Source organism: Winogradskyella wandonensis, from assembly GCF_004346845.1.
Taxonomy (GTDB): domain Bacteria; phylum Bacteroidota; class Bacteroidia; order Flavobacteriales; family Flavobacteriaceae; genus Winogradskyella; species Winogradskyella wandonensis.
This window is the reverse complement of record NZ_SMGI01000001.1, coordinates 86,309-106,402: the sequence shown is the minus strand read 5'-3', so window position 1 is coordinate 106,402 and position 20,094 is coordinate 86,309. Positions and strand designations below refer to the sequence as shown.

General features: G+C 36.0%; 34 protein-coding genes. 2 read left to right on the top strand and 32 right to left on the bottom strand.

Features of this window, described 5'->3' with window-relative positions; genetic code table 11:
* Window positions 1-27 precede the first annotated feature (27 nt).
* The 32 genes from rplQ to rpsL form a co-directional block, all read right to left on the bottom strand.
* Window positions 28-501, bottom strand: coding sequence for a 50S ribosomal protein L17 (rplQ, locus tag DFQ05_RS00535; RefSeq protein WP_132702489.1), 474 nt, complete (start codon window positions 499-501; stop codon window positions 28-30).
* A 69-nt stretch (window positions 502-570) separates the two neighbouring features.
* The gene (locus tag DFQ05_RS00530) at window positions 571-1,563 is read right to left on the bottom strand and encodes a DNA-directed RNA polymerase subunit alpha (protein ID WP_087491748.1); all 993 of its coding nucleotides are present in this window, start codon (window positions 1,561-1,563) and stop codon (window positions 571-573) included.
* A 97-nt stretch (window positions 1,564-1,660) separates the two neighbouring features.
* Window positions 1,661-2,266, bottom strand: a complete 606-nt coding sequence (rpsD, locus tag DFQ05_RS00525; RefSeq protein WP_132702487.1) for a 30S ribosomal protein S4 — start codon at window positions 2,264-2,266, stop codon at window positions 1,661-1,663.
* A 167-nt stretch (window positions 2,267-2,433) separates the two neighbouring features.
* Window positions 2,434-2,817 carry a 30S ribosomal protein S11 gene (gene rpsK, locus DFQ05_RS00520; RefSeq protein ID WP_132702485.1) on the bottom strand — a complete coding sequence of 128 codons (384 nt, stop codon included), beginning with the start codon at window positions 2,815-2,817 and terminating at the stop codon, window positions 2,434-2,436.
* A gap of 99 nt (window positions 2,818-2,916) precedes the next feature.
* Window positions 2,917-3,291: a 30S ribosomal protein S13 gene (gene rpsM / locus DFQ05_RS00515; RefSeq protein WP_132702483.1), complete on the bottom strand. Its 375-nt coding sequence runs from the start codon at window positions 3,289-3,291 to the stop codon at window positions 2,917-2,919.
* Between the two features lie 92 nt (window positions 3,292-3,383).
* Window positions 3,384-3,500, bottom strand: a complete 117-nt coding sequence (ykgO, locus tag DFQ05_RS00510; RefSeq protein ID WP_008269159.1) for a type B 50S ribosomal protein L36 — start codon at window positions 3,498-3,500, stop codon at window positions 3,384-3,386.
* 79 nt (window positions 3,501-3,579) lie between these two features.
* Window positions 3,580-3,795 carry a translation initiation factor IF-1 gene (gene infA, locus DFQ05_RS00505; protein WP_007094967.1) on the bottom strand — a complete coding sequence of 72 codons (216 nt, stop codon included), beginning with the start codon at window positions 3,793-3,795 and terminating at the stop codon, window positions 3,580-3,582.
* A gap of 10 nt (window positions 3,796-3,805) precedes the next feature.
* Window positions 3,806-5,155, bottom strand: coding sequence for a preprotein translocase subunit SecY (gene secY, locus DFQ05_RS00500; RefSeq protein ID WP_132702481.1), 1,350 nt, complete (start codon window positions 5,153-5,155; stop codon window positions 3,806-3,808).
* A gap of 10 nt (window positions 5,156-5,165) precedes the next feature.
* Entirely contained in the window at window positions 5,166-5,618 is a 453-nt protein-coding gene (rplO, locus tag DFQ05_RS00495; RefSeq protein WP_132702479.1) for a 50S ribosomal protein L15, read from the bottom strand.
* Between the two features lie 17 nt (window positions 5,619-5,635).
* Complete coding sequence (rpmD, locus tag DFQ05_RS00490) at window positions 5,636-5,815, bottom strand: 50S ribosomal protein L30 (protein WP_132702477.1); 180 nt, start codon at window positions 5,813-5,815, stop codon at window positions 5,636-5,638.
* A gap of 13 nt (window positions 5,816-5,828) precedes the next feature.
* Complete coding sequence (rpsE, locus tag DFQ05_RS00485; protein ID WP_132702475.1) at window positions 5,829-6,353, bottom strand: 30S ribosomal protein S5; 525 nt, start codon at window positions 6,351-6,353, stop codon at window positions 5,829-5,831.
* A gap of 6 nt (window positions 6,354-6,359) precedes the next feature.
* The gene (gene rplR / locus DFQ05_RS00480; protein WP_132702473.1) at window positions 6,360-6,716 is read right to left on the bottom strand and encodes a 50S ribosomal protein L18; all 357 of its coding nucleotides are present in this window, start codon (window positions 6,714-6,716) and stop codon (window positions 6,360-6,362) included.
* A 10-nt stretch (window positions 6,717-6,726) separates the two neighbouring features.
* The gene (rplF, locus tag DFQ05_RS00475) at window positions 6,727-7,269 is read right to left on the bottom strand and encodes a 50S ribosomal protein L6 (RefSeq protein WP_132702471.1); all 543 of its coding nucleotides are present in this window, start codon (window positions 7,267-7,269) and stop codon (window positions 6,727-6,729) included.
* Between the two features lie 13 nt (window positions 7,270-7,282).
* On the bottom strand, window positions 7,283-7,681 hold the full coding sequence (gene rpsH / locus DFQ05_RS00470) for a 30S ribosomal protein S8 (RefSeq protein ID WP_132702469.1): 399 nt from the start codon (window positions 7,679-7,681) through the stop codon (window positions 7,283-7,285).
* A 76-nt stretch (window positions 7,682-7,757) separates the two neighbouring features.
* A complete protein-coding gene (rpsN, locus tag DFQ05_RS00465) occupies window positions 7,758-8,027 on the bottom strand; it encodes a 30S ribosomal protein S14 (RefSeq protein ID WP_132702467.1) in 270 nt (89 codons plus the stop codon).
* 2 nt (window positions 8,028-8,029) lie between these two features.
* Window positions 8,030-8,581 carry a 50S ribosomal protein L5 gene (gene rplE / locus DFQ05_RS00460; protein ID WP_132702465.1) on the bottom strand — a complete coding sequence of 184 codons (552 nt, stop codon included), beginning with the start codon at window positions 8,579-8,581 and terminating at the stop codon, window positions 8,030-8,032.
* Between the two features lie 2 nt (window positions 8,582-8,583).
* Window positions 8,584-8,895, bottom strand: a complete 312-nt coding sequence (gene rplX, locus DFQ05_RS00455) for a 50S ribosomal protein L24 (protein ID WP_132702463.1) — start codon at window positions 8,893-8,895, stop codon at window positions 8,584-8,586.
* A 14-nt stretch (window positions 8,896-8,909) separates the two neighbouring features.
* A complete protein-coding gene (rplN, locus tag DFQ05_RS00450; RefSeq protein ID WP_132702461.1) occupies window positions 8,910-9,278 on the bottom strand; it encodes a 50S ribosomal protein L14 in 369 nt (122 codons plus the stop codon).
* 2 nt (window positions 9,279-9,280) lie between these two features.
* Window positions 9,281-9,538 (bottom strand): 30S ribosomal protein S17, encoded by a 258-nt coding sequence (rpsQ, locus tag DFQ05_RS00445; RefSeq protein WP_073085362.1) that lies wholly within the window; start codon window positions 9,536-9,538, stop codon window positions 9,281-9,283.
* A 17-nt stretch (window positions 9,539-9,555) separates the two neighbouring features.
* Window positions 9,556-9,747: a 50S ribosomal protein L29 gene (gene rpmC / locus DFQ05_RS00440; RefSeq protein ID WP_073085360.1), complete on the bottom strand. Its 192-nt coding sequence runs from the start codon at window positions 9,745-9,747 to the stop codon at window positions 9,556-9,558.
* 11 nt (window positions 9,748-9,758) lie between these two features.
* Window positions 9,759-10,178 carry a 50S ribosomal protein L16 gene (gene rplP / locus DFQ05_RS00435; RefSeq protein ID WP_132702459.1) on the bottom strand — a complete coding sequence of 140 codons (420 nt, stop codon included), beginning with the start codon at window positions 10,176-10,178 and terminating at the stop codon, window positions 9,759-9,761.
* Between the two features lie 23 nt (window positions 10,179-10,201).
* Window positions 10,202-10,924, bottom strand: coding sequence for a 30S ribosomal protein S3 (gene rpsC / locus DFQ05_RS00430; RefSeq protein WP_132702457.1), 723 nt, complete (start codon window positions 10,922-10,924; stop codon window positions 10,202-10,204).
* Window positions 10,925-10,933: 9 nt separating this feature from the next.
* Complete coding sequence (gene rplV, locus DFQ05_RS00425; RefSeq protein WP_132702455.1) at window positions 10,934-11,341, bottom strand: 50S ribosomal protein L22; 408 nt, start codon at window positions 11,339-11,341, stop codon at window positions 10,934-10,936.
* Between the two features lie 5 nt (window positions 11,342-11,346).
* The gene (rpsS, locus tag DFQ05_RS00420) at window positions 11,347-11,625 is read right to left on the bottom strand and encodes a 30S ribosomal protein S19 (RefSeq protein WP_008269180.1); all 279 of its coding nucleotides are present in this window, start codon (window positions 11,623-11,625) and stop codon (window positions 11,347-11,349) included.
* 13 nt (window positions 11,626-11,638) lie between these two features.
* Window positions 11,639-12,466, bottom strand: a complete 828-nt coding sequence (rplB, locus tag DFQ05_RS00415; protein WP_132702453.1) for a 50S ribosomal protein L2 — start codon at window positions 12,464-12,466, stop codon at window positions 11,639-11,641.
* Between the two features lie 10 nt (window positions 12,467-12,476).
* Window positions 12,477-12,767, bottom strand: a complete 291-nt coding sequence (gene rplW, locus DFQ05_RS00410) for a 50S ribosomal protein L23 (RefSeq protein ID WP_073085351.1) — start codon at window positions 12,765-12,767, stop codon at window positions 12,477-12,479.
* 8 nt (window positions 12,768-12,775) lie between these two features.
* Window positions 12,776-13,405, bottom strand: coding sequence for a 50S ribosomal protein L4 (gene rplD, locus DFQ05_RS00405; RefSeq protein ID WP_132702451.1), 630 nt, complete (start codon window positions 13,403-13,405; stop codon window positions 12,776-12,778).
* A complete protein-coding gene (rplC, locus tag DFQ05_RS00400) occupies window positions 13,405-14,022 on the bottom strand; it encodes a 50S ribosomal protein L3 (protein WP_132702449.1) in 618 nt (205 codons plus the stop codon). The genes rplD and rplC overlap by 1 nt, the downstream gene beginning before the upstream one ends.
* Before the next feature lie 124 nt (window positions 14,023-14,146).
* Window positions 14,147-14,452: a 30S ribosomal protein S10 gene (gene rpsJ, locus DFQ05_RS00395; protein WP_007650482.1), complete on the bottom strand. Its 306-nt coding sequence runs from the start codon at window positions 14,450-14,452 to the stop codon at window positions 14,147-14,149.
* Window positions 14,453-14,464: 12 nt separating this feature from the next.
* Window positions 14,465-16,591, bottom strand: coding sequence for an elongation factor G (gene fusA, locus DFQ05_RS00390; protein WP_132702447.1), 2,127 nt, complete (start codon window positions 16,589-16,591; stop codon window positions 14,465-14,467).
* Between the two features lie 6 nt (window positions 16,592-16,597).
* The gene (rpsG, locus tag DFQ05_RS00385) at window positions 16,598-17,074 is read right to left on the bottom strand and encodes a 30S ribosomal protein S7 (protein WP_132702445.1); all 477 of its coding nucleotides are present in this window, start codon (window positions 17,072-17,074) and stop codon (window positions 16,598-16,600) included.
* Between the two features lie 22 nt (window positions 17,075-17,096).
* Complete coding sequence (gene rpsL / locus DFQ05_RS00380; protein ID WP_008269190.1) at window positions 17,097-17,471, bottom strand: 30S ribosomal protein S12; 375 nt, start codon at window positions 17,469-17,471, stop codon at window positions 17,097-17,099.
* 179 nt (window positions 17,472-17,650) lie between these two features.
* Here rpsL and DFQ05_RS00375 point away from each other — a divergent pair, with 179 nt between their 5' ends.
* Both DFQ05_RS00375 and rlmB read left to right on the top strand, forming a co-directional pair.
* Window positions 17,651-19,336, top strand: a complete 1,686-nt coding sequence (locus DFQ05_RS00375; protein WP_241974184.1) for a POTRA domain-containing protein — start codon at window positions 17,651-17,653, stop codon at window positions 19,334-19,336.
* Between the two features lie 23 nt (window positions 19,337-19,359).
* Window positions 19,360-20,094: a 23S rRNA (guanosine(2251)-2'-O)-methyltransferase RlmB gene (gene rlmB / locus DFQ05_RS00370; protein ID WP_132702443.1), complete on the top strand. Its 735-nt coding sequence runs from the start codon at window positions 19,360-19,362 to the stop codon at window positions 20,092-20,094.

The window sequence follows — 20,094 nt, the reverse complement described above, 5'->3', positions numbered from 1 at the left end:
AATCTATTTGCTTTCTTACTTGCATTTTTATTCTTCTTCGTTAGTAGCTTTAGTTTCTACTGGAGCAGCTGCACCAGCTTTTTTACCACCTCTTCTACTTCTACGAGTTGTTTTCTTAGCTGTTTTACCAGCATTGTAAATCTCGTTGTAATCTACTAACTCAATCATTGCCATATCAGCGTTATCACCAAGACGGTTGCCCAATTTGATGATTCTTGTATAACCACCTGGACGGTCACCTACCTTAGCAGCTACATCTCTAAATAACTCTGCAACAGCCTCTTTTTGTCTAAGCTTTGCAAATACTAAACGTCTGTTGTGCGTTGTATCTTCCTTGGACTTAGTAATCATTGGCTCTACATATTGCTTTAGAGCTTTTGCTTTAGCCACAGTTGTATTAATACGCTTGTGCTCTATTAAAGAACAAGCCATATTAGCCAACATTGCTTTTCTATGCGCCGTCTTGCGACCTAAATGATTGAATTTTTTTCCGTGTCTCATGACTTTTGTTTTAAACCTCTATCTTGCTACAACACTCTTTTGAGGAGCAAATTATAAAGGAGTTTATAATTAATCTTTATCTAATTTGTATTTACTTAAATCCATTCCGAAGTTAAGACCTTTAACATTTACAAGCTCTTCAAGCTCAGTCAAAGACTTTTTACCAAAGTTTCTGAATTTCATTAAATCGTTTTTATTGAAAGATACTAAGTCACCTAGAGTATCTACTTCAGCAGCTTTTAAACAGTTAAGCGCACGTACAGAAAGATCCATATCAACTAACTTTGTTTTTAATAGTTGACGCATGTGAAGTGATTCTTCATCATAAGTCTCAGTCTGCGCTATTTCATCCGCTTCTAAGGTAATACGCTCATCAGAGAATAACATGAAGTGGTGAATTAATATTTTTGCTGCTTCAGTCAATGCATCTTTAGGATGTATTGATCCGTCAGTTTGAATTTCGAAAACTAATTTTTCGTAATCCGTCTTTTGCTCAACACGAAAATTTTCGATTCCGTATTTTACATTTTTTATTGGCGTATAAATTGAATCAGTAAAGATTGTTCCTATTGGTGCTGAAGCTTTTTTGTTTTCTTCGGCTGGCACATAACCTCTACCTTTTTCAATTGTAATCTCCATATTAATGTTAACTTTTGGATCTAAGTTACAGATAACTAAATCTGTATTTAATACTTGGAATCCAGAAATAAACTTTTGAAAATCTCCTGCTGTAATTTGCTCTTGTCCTGAAATAGAAATTGTAACAGTTTCGTTATCAACTTCATCTATCTGACGCTTAAAGTTTACTTGCTTTAAATTCAGAATCATTTCAGTTACATCTTCTACTACCCCAGAAATTGTAGAGAATTCGTGATCCACACCTTCTATTCTTACTGAAGTGATTGCGAAACCTTCTAAAGAAGATAATAATACACGTCTTAATGCATTACCAACTGTTAATCCATAACCCGGTTCTAATGGTCTAAATTCGAATTTACCTTCGAACTCATTAGAATCAATCATGATTACTTTATCTGGTTTCTGAAAATTTAAAATTGCCATATTTTCTTCGTTTTAATTGTTCTTTGGTTGCGCGGTTTATAAGTTTGAAGAAGACTAATAAACCCTTTGGCCAAATACCAATATGATTATTAATTAATTATTTAGAGTAAAGTTCAACGATAAATTGCTCGTTGATTTGCTCTGGGATTTGGATACGTGCTGGTACAGAAACGTAAGTACCTTCTTTTGTATCATTATTCCATGTAATCCACTCGTAAACATTACTAGAATTCGCTAAAGAATTAGTAATCGCCTCAAGGGATTTAGATTTTTCTCTAACTGCAACAACATCACCTGCTTTTAATTGGTAAGAAGGAATGTTTACTTTTTCTCCGTTAACTGTGATATGTCTGTGAGAAACTAACTGACGTGCTGCACTACGTGTAGGAGCAATACCCATTCTGTAAACCACATTATCTAAACGAGACTCACATAATTGTAATAACACCTCACCAGTAATACCTTGAGCAGCCGTTGCTTTTTTAAACATGTTTCTGAACTGACGCTCTAAGATTCCGTAAGTGTACTTTGCTTTTTGCTTTTCTGCTAATTGGATTGCGTACTCAGATTTCTTTCCACGACGTCGGTTGTTACCATGTTGCCCTGGTGGGTAATTTCTTTTTTCGAAGGCTTTATCGTCTCCGAAGATAGCTTGACCAAATTTTCTAGCTATTTTAGTTTTAGGACCAGTATATCTTGCCATTTTTTAAATTATTTTGAGAGTGATTGTAGAATTAAGGTCTTAATCTTATCCTTCTATATCGTTTGCCTCTCGTTGATACTTGTTATTATTTTCGGTTTGCAAAAATACATAAAAAGTTAATACCAAACTGATTAAAGTTTGATATTAACTTTTAGCATTTAAATAAATTAAACGCGACGTCTCTTTGGAGGACGACATCCGTTATGTGGTTGTGGTGTTACGTCAATGATTTCTGTAACTTCGATACCAGCGTTGTGGATAGATCTAATTGCAGATTCTCTACCATTACCAGGACCCTTTACATAAACTTTTACTTTCTTTAGTCCAGCTTCTTTAGCAACTCCAGCAGCATCTTCTGCAGCTAATTGAGCAGCGTAAGGTGTGTTCTTTTTAGAACCTCTAAATCCCATTTTACCAGCTGATGACCAAGAAATAACGTCACCTTTTTTATTTGTTAAAGAAATAATGATATTATTGAAAGATGCTGTTACGTGAGCTTCTCCGATTGCATCAACAATTACTTTACGTTTTTTTGTACTTGACTTTGCCATATTTTTTAGTTTTTAGTAAATAGTGAATAGTCGCTAGAATCCTAAACCTTTAAAATTTCAAACAGATTCTTTCCAACGTCTATAGACTAAAGACTAGTTTTATTTAGTTACCTTCTTTTTGTTAGCAACTGTTTTTCTTCTACCTTTTCTTGTACGTGAGTTGTTCTTAGTACGCTGCCCTCTTAAAGGAAGCCCTGCTCTATGACGGATTCCTCTATAGCATCCGATATCCATTAAACGCTTAATGTTTAACTGAGTTTCAGAACGTAATTCACCTTCAATCTTAAAAGACCCTACAGCCTCACGGATAGCTCCGATTTGATCATCTGTCCAGTCTTGTACTTTAGTGCTCTCGTCTACTTTAGCAGTTTCTAAAATTTCTTTAGCACGACTTCTACCTATTCCATAGATATAAGTTAGAGAAACAACGCCTCTTTTTTGTTTTGGTATATCTACACCTGCAATTCTTGCCATATTTGTTTTAGTTTTTAATTAGTTGTTAGAATCCTAAACCTTTCGATTTCGAACAGATTCATTTCAGTCTAATAACTAATACTTTTTAGTGTTTATCCTTGTCTTTGTTTGAATCTAGGATTCTTTTTGTTAATTACGTAAAGTCTTCCTTTACGACGTACCAATTTACAATCGGCACTTCTCTTTTTAACTGATGCTCTTACTTTCATCTTAAATGATTTAATTTACTATCAGTGACTTCGAGAGTGCTTCGACATGCTCAGCATGACACCTCAGTCACCAATCAGATTAGTATCTGTATGTTATGCGAGCCTTAGTTAAATCGTAAGGACTCATTTCTAATTTTACTTTGTCTCCTGGTAATAATTTAATGTAATGCATTCTCATTTTACCAGAAATATGCGCAGTCACAATATGACCATTTTCTAATTCTACACGGAACATGGCATTAGATAATGCCTCTATAATTGTACCGTCTTGCTCTATTGCTGCTTGTTTTGCCATGTCTAAAATATTATTGAGCTACTGCTTTTCTATTTTTACCTGATTTCATCAAACCATCATAGTGCTTGTTTAACAAGTAAGAGTTTACTTGTTGCATTGTATCTATAGCAACACCTACCATAATTAAAAGGGATGTGCCACCAAAAAATAATGCCCATCCTTGCTGAACTCCCATTAGTTTTACAACAAACGCAGGAAATATTGCAATTAATGCTAAGAATATAGAGCCTGGTAATGTAATCTGAGACATAATTTTATCCAGATATTCCGATGTTTCAGTACCTGGACGAATTCCTGGAATAAAACCACCACTACGTTTTAAGTCATCCGCCATTTTATTGGTAGGAACGGTAATAGCAGTGTAGAAATATGTGAATACAATGATTAGGAGTGCAAATACTAAATTATACCAAAATCCAAAGATATCAGAAAAATTAGCTTGCATCCATTGACCTGCGTCAGTATCCTTTAACCAAGATGAACCACCAATTAAACCAGGAACAAACATTATAGCTTGAGCAAAGATAATTGGCATTACACCAGAAGCGTTAAGCTTTAATGGTAAAAATTGACGTGACCCAAACACATTCTTTTCGTATCCTCCGCTAGCCGTTCTTCTTGCATACTGAACTTGTACTTTACGAACCGCCATTACTAATAGGACAGAAGCTAATATGATTACGAACCAAATAACTAATTCTATTAGAACTAACATAATTCCACCATTACCTTCAGTTCTAGATGCTGTGTTAAGCAGCCATGACTGTGGTAAAGTTGCAATGATACCAACCATAATAAGTAAAGAAATACCATTTCCTATTCCTTTGTCGGTAATTTTTTCTCCCAACCACATTGCAAAAATACAACCCGTTACAAGAATTACAATTGAAGAGAAATAGAAGATACCTCCTGTACCTAATAAGAAAGCACTTGATGGAATCCCTAAACTTGGCAAGCTTACTAAATATCCTGGTGCTTGAACTAAACAGATGGCAATAGTTAACCAACGTGTGATTTGGTTAATTTTTTTACGACCACTTTCACCTTCCTTTTGAAGTTTCTGTAAGTAAGGAATTGCAATTCCCATTAGCTGAACAACAATAGAAGCCGAAATGTAAGGCATAATACCTAATGCGAATACTGATGCGTTTGCAAAAGCACCACCTGTAAAGGCATTTAACAAACCTAATATTCCACCATCAGCTGTATCTTGTAATCCACCTAATTGCGTTGCATCAATACCTGGTAAAACGACTTGCGCTCCAAATCGATAAACTAATAATAGCCCAAGGGTTAAAATTATTCTATCCTTAAGTTCGGTAATCTTCCAGACGTTTTTTAATGTATCTATTATCTTCATTATATCTATCTTATAAAGTTACAGCTTCACCACCAGCAGCTTCGATAGCAGCTTTTGCCGACGCAGTAAATTTATGAGCTTTTACTGTTAATTTTGCTTTTAATTCTCCACGTCCTAGGATTTTAACTAACTCATTTTTTCGAGCTAATCTCAATTCCACTAGTGTCTCAAAATCTACAGTATCTTTAATTTTTTTAGCCTCTACCAACTCTTGTAATGTGTCTAAGTTTACACCTTGATACTCTACTCTATTGATGTTAGTAAAACCAAACTTAGGTACACGACGTTGTAATGGCATTTGACCACCTTCAAATCCTAATTTCTTAGAATAACCAGAACGTGACTTAGCACCTTTATGACCACGTGTTGCAGTTCCGCCTTTACCAGAACCTTGACCACGACCAACGCGTTTCCCTTGATTTTTTACTGAACCTTCTGCAGGTTTTAAATTACTTAAATCCATCTGTTAAGTTATATTTTTTAAGCTTCCTCTACAGAAACTAAATGTTCAACTTTTTTAACCATACCAAGGATGTTTGGTGTGGCATCGTGCTCTACAACTTGACCGATTCTCTTAAGGCCTAAAGCTTCTAATGTAAGCTTTTGTCTTTTTGTACGGTTGATTGCACTCTTAACTTTTTTTACTTTAATCTTTGCCATCTTATCCTAATGATTATCCGTTAAATACTTTTTCAAGTGAAATACCTCTCTCTCTAGCGATAGCACCAGCATCTCTTAGTTGTAATAAAGCATCAAATGTTGCTTTCACTACATTATGAGGGTTTGATGATCCTTGAGACTTGGAAAGTACATCATGCACTCCTACTGCTTCGAGAACTGTTCTAACAGCACCACCAGCGATAACTCCTGTACCAGGAGCAGCAGGTATAATATTTACTCTTGCTCCACCAAACTTACCCTTTTGTTCGTGAGGTAAGGTTCCTTTAATGATAGGAATTCTAACTAAGTTTTTCTTAGCATCTTCGACAGCCTTAGCAATAGCAGTTGCTACATCCTTAGACTTACCTAAACCATGTCCTACTACACCAGCTTCGTCACCGACTACTACGATAGCAGAAAAACCAAATGCTCTACCACCTTTTGTTACTTTAGTAACACGTTGTACGCCTACCAAGCGATCCTTTAAATCTAAACCTCCTGGTTTTACTAGCTCTGCGTTTTTATATTTTTGATACATAATGTCTTAAAATTTAAGTCCTGCTTCTCTTGCACCTTCTGCTAATGATTTTACTCTACCATGATATAAGTAACCTCCTCTATCAAAAGAGATGGTTTCAACACCAGCTTTTAATGCTTTTTCTGCGATTGCTTTACCAACTAAAGCAGCAACTTCGGTTTTATTACCTTTTGCACCACTTACGTCTTTATCTCTTGAAGATGCAGCAACGATAGTTTTACCAGTCACGTCATCCACGATTTGAGCATAAATTTCTTTATTACTTCTAAAAACAGATAATCTTGGTCTAGCTTCAGTACCAGATACAATCTTACGTATTCTGTTTTTAATTCGTTGTCTTCTTTCGTTCTTTGTTAATGCCATAACCTTACTATTAAGCTGATTTACCTGCTTTTCTTCTAATTTCTTCACCAACAAACTTAACACCTTTTCCTTTGTAAGGCTCTGGCTTACGGAAACCACGGATTTTAGCCGCTACTTGCCCCACCAGTTGCTTGTCATGAGAAGTTAATTTTACGATTGGATTTTTACCTTTTTCAGAAACAGTTTCTATTTTGATTTCTGGAGCAATATCCATTATTATATTGTGCGAAAAACCTAAAGCTAAGTCAAGTTTTTGTCCTTGGTTTGATGCTCTATAACCTACACCCACCAATTCTAATTCTTTAGTCCATCCTTTAGATACGCCTTCTATCATGTTAGCGATTAAGGCTCTATAAAGACCATGCTTAGATTTGTGTTCTTTCTTCTCTGAATGACGCTCTAATGTAATAGTAGCATCTTCAACTTTAATGTCAACACCTGAAAACTCTTGAGTTAATTCGCCTAACTTACCTTTGGCAGTTACAACGTTGTCTTTAACTTCTACAGTTACACCTTCAGGAATTGAGATTGGATTTTTACCTATTCTTGACATAATATTCCTGTTTTTAGTATACGTAACATAATACCTCGCCACCAACGTTTTCTCTTTGCGCTTGTTTCCCTGTCATAACTCCATGAGAGGTAGAAACGATTGCAATACCAAGACCATTTAAGATTCTTGGCATTTCGTTAGCACCGGCATACTTACGTAAACCTGGTTTACTGATTCTTTGAATTTTTTTGATGACAGACTCTTTTGTGTCTTTGTTGTACTTAAGGGCGATTTTAATTGTGCCTTGAGCTGTTGAGTCATCGAATTTGTAACTTAAAATATATCCTTGGTCGAATAATATTTTAGTTATCTCTTTCTTGAGGTTAGAGGCTGGAATTTCAACCACTCTATGGTTAGCTTTCACAGCATTTCTAACTCTAGTAAGATAATCCGCTATTGGATCTGTATACATAGTTATTAATTTGCGGTAACGGTATTCGGCTTTTAACTCTTAAATGCCAAACCTGAAACCAATTTATAATTCTTTTTTACCAGCTGGCTTTTTTAACACCAGGGATTAACCCTTGGTTAGCCATCTCTCTAAACATAACACGCGAAATCCCAAACTGTCTCATGTAACCTTTTGGTCTTCCCGTAAGTTTACAGCGGTTATGTTGACGAATTGGCGAGGCGTTCTTTGGTAGTTTTTGTAATGCTTCGTAATCACCTGCTTCTTTTAAAGCTTTACGTTTCTCTGCATACTTTGCTACCATTTTTGCACGCTTTACCTCGCGGGCTTTCATTGATTCTTTAGCCATAATTAGTTCTTTTTAAAAGGTAATCCTAGTTCTGTTAAAAGTGATTTTGCTTCTTTATCAGTCTCAGCTGTCGTTACAAACGTAATATCCATACCTGAAATTCTATTGATTTTATCAATATCTATCTCTGGAAAGATAATTTGTTCTGTAACACCAAGATTATAGTTTCCACGTCCATCAAAACCAGTGGCTTTGATACCATTGAAGTCTCTAACTCGTGGTAAAGCTGAAGTCACTAAACGATCTAAAAATTCGTACATCTGCTCTCCTCTTAAAGTTACCATAGCACCAATAGGCATCCCTTTACGTAACTTAAAAGAAGCAACATCTTTCTTAGATAAAGTAGCAACAGCCTTTTGCCCAGATATCTTCGTTAACTCGTCCACAGCATGGTCAACTAACTTCTTATCTGCAACAGCAGCACCAACTCCTCTAGATATAACAATCTTTGTAAGCTTAGGCACCTGCATTACGTTTTTATAACCAAATTCTTCTGTAAGAGCAGTAACGATTCTGTCCTTATACTCTTGTTTTAATCTTGCAACGTAAGCCATAACTAAATTACTTCATTAGATTTTTTAGAAAATCTCACTTTATTATCACCATCCATTCTAAAACCTACTCTTGTAGCCTCGCCTTTACCTGTAAGTAAAGATAAATTTGAAATATGGATAGCTGCTTCCTTCTCTACTATACCACCTTGAGGACTTTGTGCACTTGGCTTAGTATGTTTCTTAACCATGTTCACGCCTTCTACGATGGCTTTATTCTTTTCTTTAAATACTCTAAGCACTTTACCTTCTGAACCTTTATGGTCTCCAGCAATAACTTTTACAGTATCTCCAGTTTTTATTTTAAGCTTTGTCATTTTTTCTTGATGTATTAAAGCACCTCTGGTGCTAATGATACAATTTTCATGAATTGTTTATCACGAAGCTCTCTTGCTACTGGTCCAAAAACACGCGTACCTCTCATCTCACCTTGCGGGTTTAATAATACACATGCGTTATCATCGAAACGGATGTAAGATCCGTCTGGACGTCTTACCTCTTTTGCAGTACGCACAACAACGGCTGTAGACACAGCTCCTTTTTTAATGTTACCGTTTGGTGTAGCAGTTTTTACTGAAACTACAATCTTATCACCAACTGATGCGTAACGTCTCTTTGTGCCACCAAGAACACGGATAGTTAATACTTCCTTTGCTCCTGTGTTATCAGCTACTTTTAATCTTGATTCTTGTTGTACCATAATTACTTCGCTCTTTCAATTATTTCTACTAATCTCCAACACTTAGATTTACTTAAAGGTCTTGTTTCCATAATCTTTACAGTATCTCCAATATTGCAGTCATTTGTTTCGTCATGAGCAACATATTTCTTTGTTTTCAAAACGAATTTTCCATACATAGGGTGTTTTACTTTTTTTACCTCAGACACAACAATTGATTTTTGCATCTTGTTACTTGTAACAACTCCTATACGTTCTTTTCTTAAGTTTCTTTTTTCCATCTTTCAGCAGAATACAATTATTGATTGTCTCTATTTGTTAACTCGGTCGCTAATCTAGCTACGGTACGTCTTACGTTACGTAACTGGATAGGATTTTCTAATGGAGATATAGCATGAGCCATTTTAAGGTCTGTATAACTCTTTTTAGTTTCACCAAGTTTTTCTTGTAACTCAGCTGTAGATAGCTGTTTAATTTCTGATTGCTTCATAATACTTTTTATTAAGCTTCGTAATCTCTAGCTATGATAAACTTAGTTTTAACTGGAAGTTTTTGTGCTGCTAAACGCAATGCTTCTTGAGCTACGTCTAATGGCACTCCACTAATTTCAAATAAAACGCGACCTGGCTTTACAACTGCTGCCCAATATTCTACAGCACCTTTACCTTTACCCATACGTACTTCAAGAGGCTTTTTAGTGATAGGCTTGTCTGGAAATATCTTAATCCATAACGACCCTTCTCTTTTCATGTAACGAGTAGCGGCGATACGCGCTGCTTCTATTTGACGTGCAGTAATGAACGATGAATCAAGCGACTTAATACCGAAAGTTCCATTTGATAACAAATGACCTCTTCCAGAATTACCTTTCATACGTCCTTTTTGCTGCTTACGAAATTTTGTTCTTTTAGGCTGTAACATTTTCTTTTCTTTACTTTAAAAAATTACTTTCTACGACGTTGGTTTCCGCCTTTTTTGGCACCTACACGTCCACCTTTTCCTTTTTGTTTAGAAAGGCCTACTAATGGAGAAAGTTCTCTTTTTCCATAAACCTCACCTTTCATAATCCAAACTTTTACACCTAAACGACCGTAAGTCGTATGTGCTTCTACTAAAGCGTAATCGATATCTGCTCTAAACGTAGATAACGGAATACGACCCTCTTTGTAGTGCTCAGAACGTGCCATCTCAGCTCCGTTAAGACGACCACTAATTTGGATTTTGATTCCTTCAGCATTCATACGCATTGCCGCTGCAATAGCCATTTTAATTGCACGTCTGTACGAAATTCTACTTTCGATTTGACGAGCAACACTGGCTGCCACTAAATACGCATCTAACTCAGGTCTCTTAATTTCAAAGATGTTCAACTGAACTTCTTTACCAGTAATTTTTTTAAGCTCTTCTTTTAACTTGTCTACCTCTTGACCGCCTTTACCGATAATAATACCAGGTCTTGCAGTAGTGATAGTAACGGTTACAAGCTTAAGCGTACGCTCAATAATCACTCTTGACACACTTGCTTTAGATAAACGAGCGTGAACATACTTTCTAATCTTATCGTCTTCGGCTAACTTATCTCCATAGTCATTACCACCGTACCAGTTAGATTCCCATCCTCTGATAATACCTAAACGATTTCCGATTGGATTTGTTTTTTGTCCCATATCTCTATCTTAGCTTTGTGTTTTGTTTAATGAATCTACCACAACAGTAACGTGGTTAGATCTTTTTCTAATTCTATGTGCTCTACCTTGAGGTGCCGGACGTAGTCTCTTTAACATTGAGCCACCGTCTACTCTAATTTCTTTTACAAATAAATTAGCTTCCTCGATATCTGCATCTTCGTTTTTAGCTTGCCAGTTTGCAATAGCAGACAATAATAATTTCTCTAAACGACGAGATGCTTCTTTTTGGCTAAATCTAAGAATCTGCAGCGCTTTATCAGCCTTTTCACCTCTAACTAAATCTGCAACTAAACGCATTTTACGCGGAGATGTAGGACAGTTATTTAGCTTAGCGAAAGCAACTTGCTTCTTCTCAGCCTTAATGGCTTCTGCCATTTGTTTTTTACGACTTCCCATGATTCTTATTTTTTACCTTTATTTTTAGCACCAGCGTGACCACGGAATGACCTTGTTGGTGAAAATTCTCCTAACTTATGACCTACCATGTTCTCAGTTACATATACTGGAACGAATTGACGACCATTATGAACAGCTATAGTCTGACCTACGAAATCTGGGGAAATCATAGATGCTCTAGACCAAGTTTTGATAACTGTCTTTTTGTTTGAAGCTACATTCTCTGCAACTTTCTTTTCTAATTTATAATGGATGTAAGGTCCTTTTTTTAATGAACGTGCCATACTACTTTCTTAATTATTTCTTTCTACGTTCTACAATGTACTTATTACTCGCTTTAGTCTTAGAACGTGTTCTATAACCTTTAGCAGGAATACCATTTCTAGATCTTGGGTGTCCACCAGAAGATTTACCTTCACCACCTCCCATTGGATGATCAACAGGGTTCATTACTACTGGTCTTGTTCTTGGACGTCTTCCTAACCATCTACTTCTACCTGCTTTACCTGATACTAATAATTGATGGTCAGAGTTAGAAACAACTCCTATAGTTGCCATACAACTTGCCAATATCATTCTAGTTTCTCCAGAAGGGAGCTTAACAGTAGCGAATTTACCATCTCTTGCCATTAATTGAGCAAAAGCACCAGCACTACGCGCCATAACAGCACCTTGACCTGGACGCAACTCTATACAAGAGATTATTGTACCTAAAGGTATTTCACTTAAAGGCATTGCGTTTCCTATTTCAGGAGCTACACCGTTTTCACCAGAAACAACATTTTGTCCTACTTGTAAACCATTCTGTGCGATAATGTATCGTTTTTCACCATCCTGATAATTAAGTAATGCGATAAATGCTGTTCTGTTTGGATCGTACTCAATTGACTTAACCTCTGCTGGAATACCAGTTTTGTTACGTTTAAAATCGATAATACGATACTTTTTCTTATGACCACCACCTATATAGCGCATGGTCATTTTTCCTTGACTGTTTCTACCACCAGACCTTTTTTTCGGAGCAAGCAAGCTTTTCTCCGGCTTATCAGTAGTAATGGCGTCAAATCCATTAACTACTCTAAAACGCTGGGCTGATGTGATTGGTTTTAATTTTCTTACTGACATTGATGTCTAATTACATGTTAGCGTATAAATCTATTGTCTCACCTTCCGCCAGTTGTACAATTGCTTTTTTAACAGCATTTGTTTTACCATGTTGAATACCCGTTTTTGTATAACGTGTTCTTCTATCTGGACGGACATTTATTGTACGAACTTTTTCAACAGAAACACCATAAGCCGCCTCAACAGCTTTTTTGATTTCTACCTTGTTCGCCTTAGTATTCACTTCGAACGCATATGCGTTAAGCACCTCGCTTTGCATGGTCGCTTTTTCAGTGATTATTGGTTTAATTAAGATACTCATTTGGTGTACTATTTACTTAAATTCGATTCAATTCCTTCTAATGCACCTTCTAAAAGAACAACTTTATTTGCGTTCATTATTTTATAAGTGCTTAATTCTGAAGAAGTTACAACTTCAGAGCGTTTTAAATTGCGCGACGACAAATATACATTATTATTCGAGTCACCCAACACAAACAGTGTTTTTTTGTTTTCTACCTCTAAGGCTTTCAATACATTAACAAAATTCTTAGTCTTTGGAGAGTCGAAGTTAAAATCCTCTAATACCATTATTGACTTGTCATTTGCTTTAATTGATAAAGCCGATTTACGAGCTAAACGCTTAACATTTTTGTTAAGTTTAAACCCATAATTTCTTGGTCTTGGGCCAAACATACGTCCACCACCTTTAAATACACCAGACTTGATAGAACCCGCACGAGCCGTACCTGTTCCTTTTTGTTTCTTAATCTTACGTGTACTACCTGTAATTTCTGCACGCTCTTTAGATTTATGCGTTCCTTGTCTCTGATTAGCCAAGTATTGCTTAACATCTAAATAAACAGCGTGATTATTTGGTTCAATAGCGAATACGTCTTTAGAAAGCTCAGCTTTTCTACCCGTATCTTTTCCGTTTATATCTAAAACTGCTACCTTCATTACTTCTGAATAATTACATAAGAGTTTTTGTGTCCTGGGACACATCCTTTAACAACTAATAAGTTCTTTTCAGGAACCACTTTGTAAACTCTTAAATTTTGAACTTTTACTGTATCTCCACCCATTCTTCCGGCCATCTTCATTCCTTTGAAAACTCTCGCAGGATAAGATGCTGCACCAATAGAACCAGGAGCTCTTAAACGGTTGTGTTGACCATGCGTTGCTTGACCTACACCTCCAAAATTGTGACGCTTTACAACACCTTGAAAACCTTTACCTTTAGAAGTTCCTGAAATATCCACGAACTCACCTTCCATAAAGTGCTCTACAGTGATGGCATCACCTAATTTGTACTCCGCATCAAAACCTTTGAACTCAGCAACTTTGCGCTTTACAGAAGTACCCGCTTTTTTAGCATGACCTAAGTCTGCTTTTGTAGCGCTTTTTTCTGTCGCGTCATCGAAACCTAATTGCAGTGCACTATAACCGTCCACTTCTTCAGTTCTGACTTGGGTAACGATACATGGTCCAGCTTCGATTACTGTACATGGAATATTTTTTCCATTTTCGTCGAAGATGCTGGTCATACCGATTTTTTTTCCAATTAACCCAGACATATTTATTATTTATTTAATTATTAATTCTTTTTTAAAATTCAAGGCTGAAAAATACGTTTCAGCCTTGAATTGTATTTTTATCCGTCTTTCCCTCGCCCGCAGCTTAGGACATGTTTAGTTCAAATTACACTTTGATTTCAACTTCAACTCCGCTTGGTAATTCAAGCTTCATTAATGCATCAATCGTCTTAGAAGATGAAGAGTAAATATCTAATAATCTCTTGTAAGAGCTTAATTGAAATTGTTCTCTAGACTTCTTGTTTACGTGCGGTGAACGTAACACAGTGAAAATTTTCTTGTGCGTTGGTAATGGGATTGGACCCGTTACAACAGCACCTGTACTTTTAACTGTTTTTACAATCTTATCAGCAGACTTGTCAACTAAATTATGATCGTAAGACTTTAATTTTATTCTAATTTTTTGACTCATTTTCTTTTAGTTTTAAGCTTCTACGCCTTTTGCTGCTTTAATTACTTCTTCTGATATATTCTGAGGAGTTTCTGCATAGTGAGAGAATTCCATTGTAGATGTTGCTCTACCTGAAGATAGTGTACGTAACGTTGTTACATAACCAAACATCTCAGATAATGGCACTGTAGCTTTTACAGTCTTAGCACCTGCTCTATCACCCATGTCACTCACTTGACCACGACGACGATTTAAGTCACCTACTATATCACCCATGTTTTCTTCTGGAGTAATTACCTCAAGCTTCATGATTGGCTCCATAATAACTGCCTTTGCAGCTTTTGCAGCAGCCTTGAATCCTAATTTTGCAGCTAATTCGAAAGATAACTGATCAGAATCTACATCGTGATAAGATCCATCGGTTAACGTTACTTTCATAGCATCAACCTCGTATCCCGCTAATGGTCCATTTACCATAGCCATTTTAAATCCTTTTTCTACAGACGGGATAAATTCTTTTGGAACATTACCACCTTTAATCTCAGAAACAAATTCTAAACCTACTTTTCCTTCTTCGGCTGGTTCAAGCGTAAATACGATATCAGCAAACTTACCACGTCCACCAGATTGTTTCTTGTAAACTTCTCTATGCTCCGCACGTCTTGTAATTGCTTCTTTGTACTCTACTTGAGGTTGACCTTGATTAACTTCAACTTTAAACTCACGCTTTAAACGGTCTACAATAATATCCAAGTGAAGCTCACCCATACCAGAAATAATAGTCTGACCAGAAGCTTCGTCTGTACGAACTGTGAATGTTGGATCCTCTTCAGCTAACTTAGACAATGCCATACCTAACTTATCTACATCTGCCTTAGTCTTAGGCTCAACCGCTATACCAATTACTGGATCAGGGAAGTCCATAGATTCTAAAACAATAGGATGTTTTTCGTCAGACATGGTATCACCAGTCTTAATATCTTTAAAACCTACAGCAGCTCCAATATCACCAGCTTCGATGAAATCGATAGCATTTTGTTTATTAGAGTGCATTTGGTAGATACGTGAAATACGCTCTTTCTTACCTGAACGATTATTTAAAATATAAGAACCTGCGTCTAAACGACCAGAATAGGCTCTAAAGAATGCTAAACGACCTACGAAAGGGTCCGTCGCAATCTTAAATGCTAAAGCAGAAAATGGCTCTTTTACATCTGGTCTACGAATTTCTTCTTGCTCTGTTTGAGGATTGATACCCTTAATACCTTCCTTATCTACTGGAGATGGTAAGTAACGACATACAGCGTCTAATAAAAACTGTACGCCCTTGTTTTTAAAGGCAGAACCACAAATCATAGGAATAATAGACATATCCATAACAGCAGCTCTAAGTGCAGCGTGCACTTCGTCTTCTGTAATAGAATCTTCATCTTCCATATATTTTTCTAACAGATTCTCATCATAAGCAGCAACCTCTTCAATAAGTTTACCTCTTAATTCTGCAGCTTCTGCTTTTAGTTCTTCTGGAATATCGATAACATCAAAGGTCGAACCTTGTGTTTCATCGTGCCACACTATAGCACGGTTCTTCACTAAATCAACAATACCTTTAAAGTCTATCTCATCACCAATATTCATTACGATAGGTACTGCATTAGAACCTAACATATCTTTAACTTGCTGACAAACTGCCATAAAGTTAGCACCTTGGCGGTCCATCTTGTTCACGAAACCAATACGTGGCACTTTGTAATTATCTGCAAGTCTCCAGTTAGTTTCGGATTGTGGCTCAACACCATCAACTGCACTAAACAAGAAAACTAATCCATCCAATACACGTAAAGAACGATTTACTTCAACCGTAAAATCAACGTGACCAGGAGTATCTATAATATTGAAATGATATCCTTTAGTTTCGTCAGTAGGCTGACCATTCTCCAACGGGAAGTTCCATGTACAAGTTGTAGCAGCAGAAGTAATTGTAATACCTCTTTCTTGCTCTTGCTCCATCCAGTCCATTGTTGCTGCACCATCATGAACCTCACCAATTTTATGAGAAACACCTGTATAATAAAGTATACGCTCTGTTGTGGTAGTTTTTCCAGCATCAATATGTGCTGCAATACCAATATTTCTTGTAAATTTTAAATCTCTTGCCATTTCTAATTAAAATCTAAAGTGTGAGAATGCTTTGTTTGCCTCTGCCATCTTATGAGTATCAACTCTTTTCTTTACAGCAGCACCTTCTTCTTTAGCAGCCGCTAAAATTTCTGATGCTAAACGTTGTGCCATAGATTTCTCGTTTCTTTTACGAGCATAACCTATTAACCACTTCATTGCAGTAGAAACTTTTCGGTCTGGACGAATTTGCATTGGTATCTGAAACGTAGCACCACCAACTCTACGACTACGTACTTCTACGTGAGGCATAACGTTAGATAACGCATCTTTCCAAAGTTCTAATGCTGTTTTTTCGTCATCTGTTTTCTTTTCTTCTACGATATCGATAGCATCGTAAAACACTTTAAACGCCACAGACTTCTTTCCGTCCCACATCATCATGTTAACAAAACGTGTTACTAACTGATCATTAAATCTTGGGTCTGGTAAAAGAGGCCTTTTTTTCGCTTGTCTTTTTCTCATGTCTTCTTTTTAAAGTTTTAAATTACTTTTTAGGGCGTTTTGCACCATACTTAGATCTACGTTGAGTCCTTCCAGCAACACCTGCTGTATCTAAGGCACCACGAACGATGTGATATCTAACACCTGGTAAATCTTTTACCCTTCCACCTCTAACCAATACTATCGAGTGCTCTTGTAGGTTGTGACCTTCTCCACCAATGTATGCATTGACCTCGTTTCCGTTTGTTAAACGAACCCTTGCTACCTTACGCATTGCTGAGTTTGGTTTTTTAGGTGTCGTTGTATAAACACGAGTACATACACCACGTCTTTGAGGACACGAATCTAAAGCAGCCGATTTACTCTTCTTGGTTATTTTGGCTCTTCCTTTTCGTACTAATTGTGAAATTGTTGGCATATATTTCTATATAAATTTTTGTTAACCCTCACTTTTGAGGGCTGCAAAGGTAGAAATATATCTTTATAATTCAAATACTTGACAATTAATTTTGCAAAGAATATTAATTCTTGCATATACAACTATACATAATACTATATTTTTACGTTGTTTAGTGGTATTATTCACTTCTACTTTTTATGAAGAAAAAACTTTGGTTTGTCTTAATATTCGGATTTTTTATTTTTCCATACATGTATGGACAGAAAGTCTTGCTGCAAATTGAAGCTGAGTCTGAACTGGCTCTAAAGGAAATCGATTCTCTTGACTACAAGAAACTCTTCTCTAATTACCTAGAGCTTGAAAAAGAAGTTTATACTGTAAAAAATAAACTCATTAAAAAAGGTTTTATTGACACAGCAGTCAGAGAAATTAAAAAGCAGAACGATTCTTTATTTAATGCATACTTACATGTAGGCAAAAAAATAAAAACAGTAAGAGTTTATCTAGATTCTGAATTTGATAAAAAACTACTTGAATTTTCGAACACTTTAGTTCAGTCTAATTATTTTGAAGTCTCTGTTGAGAATCTTGAAGCCGTCTTAGAATTACTTAACAAAAGAATAGCAGAACAAGGCGACCCCTTTTCTACGCTTCAGCTTATAAATATCAAAAAAGAAAAATCTAATTTAATAGCTGCAGAATTATTTACTGAAAACAACTTAAAAAGACAAATAGATAAAATTGTAGTTAAAGGTTATGAGAGGTTTCCAAAATCTTTTATTAAACGGTTTTTAAAGTTAAAAAAAGGACAATCCTTTAATTTACCAGAAATCCAAAAACGGAATGAACAATTACAAAATCTTAGATTCGCCAAAGAAATTAAATCACCAGAAGTTTTGTTTACCAATGACTCTACAACACTTTATCTTTACACAGAAAAAACACAAAGCAACAACTTTGACGGATATTTAGGCTTCGGCACTAATGAGAACACGAATCGTCTTGAGTTTGACGGCTACGTTGATTTAAGATTAGTTAATAACCTGAACTTTGGCGAATCACTTCGCCTATTTTACAAAAGCGATGAGATTGACCAACAAACCTTTGATATAAGATTAAATGCACCCTATTTGTTTAGCTCTCCCATTGGGCTTGACATTGGCCTAACTATTTTTAGAAAAGATTCAACCTTTTCCACCACCACACAACAGCTAAAACTCAATTATCAGGTAAAGCCAAATCACATTTTAAGTGCAGGTATAAAAAACTCTGTTTCTAGCGACTTACTCGACTCCAACTCTAATTTAATCGATGACTTTAAGTCTAATTACTACCAGATAGGTTATAATTTTATTAAACCTCAATACTATGATACGTTGTTCCCCATAAATTTTTGGCTCGATATTTCTGCTGGTCTTGGGAATAGAAAACAGAACGGTCTTGAAACACAACAAAACACTCTATCCCTTGAGGCATATAAAATTTTTAATCTGAATAATAAGAATAGTTTATTTATAAGACTCACAGGAGCAGCGTTGACCTCAGACAACTATCTTGATAACGAGTTATTTCGGTTTGGCGGTATAAATTCTATTCGAGGTTTTGAGGAAAATAGCTTAGTCGCAAACCTTTATGGTGTAATAAATACAGAGTACAGGTATAGACTTAGTAACACGATATATGTACACTCTGTAATAGACGCAGCTTATTTTGATAATGATATTAATGATGTAAAAAATAAACTTTTTGGTTTTGGTTTTGGACTAGGTCTTCTTACCAAAGCAGGGCTATTTAAATTGAACTATTCTAGTGGAAAAACAGAAAATGTACCTTTTAAATTATCCGATTCTAAAATTCATGTGAGTTTAACTTCTACGTTTTAAATTTTGATTAATATTTTTACAATATGAAAGATGAAACCACAATATTTGGATTAAGAGCTATTATAGAAGCTGTAAATTCTGGAGAACAAATCGATAAAGTTTTTTTGCAAAAAGGACTTAAAGGCGAACTTTTTACTGAATTAGAACACGCTTTGAAACAAGCAAAAATTAATAGTTCTTATGTGCCTGTAGAAAAACTTAATCGTTTATCTAAAGGAAATCATCAAGGCGCAGTTGCACAAATCTCTCCTGTTACTTTTCATGACATTGAGGATTTAGTAATGTCTGTCATAGAATCTGGAAAGACGCCGTTGTTTCTTCTTCTTGACCAATTAAGTGATGTTAGAAATTTTGGGGCTATTGTTCGTACTGCAGAATGTACAGGTGTTTCAGGGATTATAATTCAGAAAAAAGGTGGTGCACCAATTAATGGAGATGCCATTAAAACAAGTGCTGGTGCGATTTTTAAAATTCCCATTTGTAAAGTTGACCACATTAAAGATGCCGTTTTTCATATGCAAGCCTCAGGTATTAAAGTTATAGCAGCAACTGAAAAAGCAAAGCAATTAGTTTACGACATCGACTTCAATGTGCCTTGCGCAATAATAATGGGCTCTGAGGGTCGAGGTATAAATCCTTCCGTCTTAAAGGCTGTAGATGAGCATGCCAAATTACCTATTCTGGGTGAAATTGAATCTTTAAATGTTTCGGTTGCTTGTGGTGCTTTTTTATATGAAGCTGTAAGACAAAGAGTGTAG